Source organism: Puerhibacterium puerhi (genome assembly GCF_009846865.1).
GTDB classification, from domain to species: domain Bacteria; phylum Actinomycetota; class Actinomycetes; order Actinomycetales; family Cellulomonadaceae; genus Puerhibacterium; species Puerhibacterium puerhi.
Genome location: NZ_WUWN01000088.1, coordinates 1 through 2,903, shown reverse-complemented (window position 1 = coordinate 2,903; position 2,903 = coordinate 1). Strand labels below are relative to the sequence as shown.

The window sequence follows — 2,903 nt, the reverse complement described above, 5'->3', positions numbered from 1 at the left end:
GCCGCGGCGCCGACGCCGGCCGCCGCCGCGCCGTAGGCGCCGGCCCGGGCGATGCGGCCCGACGTCGGGCGGCGCCCCGGGGTGCCGTTCGCGCGCACCGACTGCCGCACGGGGACGCTGGGCGACACCGCCGGCCGCCCGAGGTCCGGGTTCGTCAGCGCGCCGGCGACCTCGCCCCAGGGGTGCAGCGCGTCGGCCACCTCGCCGGGCGTCGACGGCACCGCCTCGCCCTCGGCGGCGCCGGAGCCGGCGCCGAGGGTGCGGCGCACGAGCGAGTCGAGGGCGTCGTCGACGTGCGGCACCAGCGTGGCCAGCGGCACGAGGTTGCCGTGCTCGTCCCGCTGCGCGGGCAGGGGGCGCACGGTGTCGGGGGTGATCCAGGGCTCGTCGAGGCTGTCGCCGGCCCAGCGCGCGGTGAGCGCGTAGTACGCCAGCGCCGCGAGGTCGCGGGCGTCGGCGGCGGCGCCGCCGGTGGCCACGCCCTCCACGCCCGCGAGGCCGGCGTCGATCCCCAGCCCGGTGACGACGACGCGGTGGCCGTCCACCCGCACGGCCTCGGGCCGCAGCGCCAGGTGGTGCACGCCCCGCTGCGCGGCCGCGTCGAGAGCGGCCGCCGCCTCGCCGACGATGGCGCGGGCGTGCTGCGGGTCCACGAGCCCGCCGGAGACGATCTCGGTGAGCGTGGAGCCGCTGTACGGCTCCGAGATGACGTAGGGCCGCTCGGCGCCGCCGACGACTGCGGCACCGACGTCGAGCACGCGGGCGAGGCGCCCGTCCGAGACGAGCGCGGCGCGGCGGGCGGCGTCCAGGGCCGCCTGCGCGTACGGGCCGTGGACGAACGTCACGCGCACCGGCCGCGCGAGGATCTGGTCCTGCGCCTGCCAGACCTCCGCGTCGGCGAGGTCGGTGGTGGTGGGCTGCTCGAGCCGGTACCGGCCGACCATGACGGTCCCGGGCTCGATGGGCGCGTGGCTCGGCGTCGGCCCGCCGGGCTGGACGGTGCTCACCTGGCCTCCTCGTTCGGCGTCGGGTACGGAGCGCGGGGCTCCTCGGTCCGTGCTGCGGTCCATTCAACCGGACCGCGGCGATCCGGCCATGGTACGGGCGCCGCCGCGCCGGGCCCTGAGCGCCCGCGGCGCACGGTCACCGCCCCAGCCGGCGCAGGATCGGCCGCAGCGCGTCGTCGAGCTCGCGCACCCGCATGGCCTTGAGCAGGCCGAGGTACGCCCCGAGCATGACGACGCCGCAGGCGGCGGTGATGCCCAGCGCGTGCGGCCAGGACAGGTCGCCGTCGACGCCGAGCAGCCGCGCCAGGTACCAGCCGGCCGCGCCGGCGACGGCCGCGGCGACCCCCGCACGCACGTACAGCCGCAGGACGCGGGCGCCGTCCATGCCGTGCAGCTTGCGGCTCATGCCGCGCACGCGCAGCAGCACCGAGATCCACGTCGACAGGGCGTAGGCGGCGCCGGCGGCGACCGCCCACAGCTCGGCGGGCAGCAGCTGGGTGGCGGCCCACAGGGCGGCCACCATGCTCGCCGTCGCGAAGATCTGGATGACGAAGATCGAGCGGCCGTCCTCGAACGCGTAGTACATGCGCTTGACCATCACGGTGATGCCGAGCGCCACGAGGCCCAGCGCCATGGCCTGCAGCACCGGGCCGCCGGCGTCGACGCCCGCCGGGCCCAGCGTGGGCAGCAGCGACTTGGTCAGCGGGCGGGCCAGCACCAGCATCACCACGGCCGAGAACACGGAGAACACGCCGGCGGTGCGCAGGCCCACCGACATGTCGCGCCGCACGCCGTCGACGTCGCCGGCCGCCGCCGCCGCGCTCATGCGCGGGAACAGGGCGGTGACGATGGAGACCACGACGAGCGAGTGCGGCAGCAGGTAGATCGTCATCGCGTTGGTGTAGGCGGCGTTGCCGGCGACGTCGACGGCGTCCGCGGCCTCGCCGGCGGCGCTCGTGACGTTCTTGAGGAAGGCGACGCCGACCTGCTCCAGGACGACGGCCCCGATGGTCCAGCCGACCACCTTGCCGGCCGAGCGCAGGCCGATGCCGCGCAGGCCCAGGCGGAAGCGCCAGCGGAAGCCGGAGCGGTGCAGCGCGCGCACCAGGATCGCCGCCTGCGCGGCGATGCCGAGCGTGGCCGTGCCGGCCAGCAGCACCGTCTGACCCGTCGACCAGCCGCCCACGTCGTTGATGCCACCGTCGGGCGCCGAGCCGTAGAGCAGGATGAACGCGCCGAAGCCCACGACCGAGACCACGTTGTTCGCCACGGGCGCCCAGCCGTACGCGCCGAACCGGCCGCGGGCGTTGAGCACCTGGCCCAGCAGCGTGAACACGCCGTAGAAGAAGACCTGCGGCACGCACCAGTAGGCGAGCACGGTGGCGAGCCCGCGCTGCTCGGGGGTCCAGTGGCCGCTGAGCGTGAACAGGCCCACGAGCCACGGCGTCAGCGCGACCAGCACCACGCTGACGACCAGGATGCCCAGCATCGCGAGGGTGAGGAGCTTGTCGAGGCGCTCGCGGCCGTCCGGCGCCTGCATCGCGCGCATGATCTGCGGCATCAGCACGGCCTGCAGCACGCCGGCCGCCAGGAGCGCGAACAGCATGTTCGGCAGCGTGTTCGCGATGTCGAACGCGTCGGCGACCGCGCCCAGCGTGCCGATCGCCCCGACCAGCAGCATCGTGCGGACCTGGCCCGACGCCCGCGAGGCCGCGGTGCCGATCGTCATGAGCAGCGACCCGCGCCGCAGGTCGCCGCCGCGGGCCGCGGCGGCGGTGCCGGACGCGTCGCCGGTGGCGGCCTCCTGCCCGGCGGCCGCCGCCTCGAACGTCGTCGCCGCGGAGTCCGCCGGCGTCGCCCCGCCCCGCGCCGCGGCCGCCTTGCGCGCGCGGCGGC

The 2,903-nt window shown here is 76.7% G+C and carries 1 protein-coding gene and 1 pseudogene; both read right to left on the bottom strand.

All coding sequences use genetic code 11. From position 1 onward, the window contains the following. Nucleotides 1–1,007: pseudogene (locus GSF02_RS18390) on the bottom strand (hypothetical protein); the annotation flags it as partial. A gap of 136 nt (nt 1,008–1,143) precedes the next feature. After that, on the bottom strand, nt 1,144–2,903 hold a 1,760-nt coding region (gene murJ / locus GSF02_RS18385), incomplete at its 5' end, for a murein biosynthesis integral membrane protein MurJ (protein WP_328799047.1).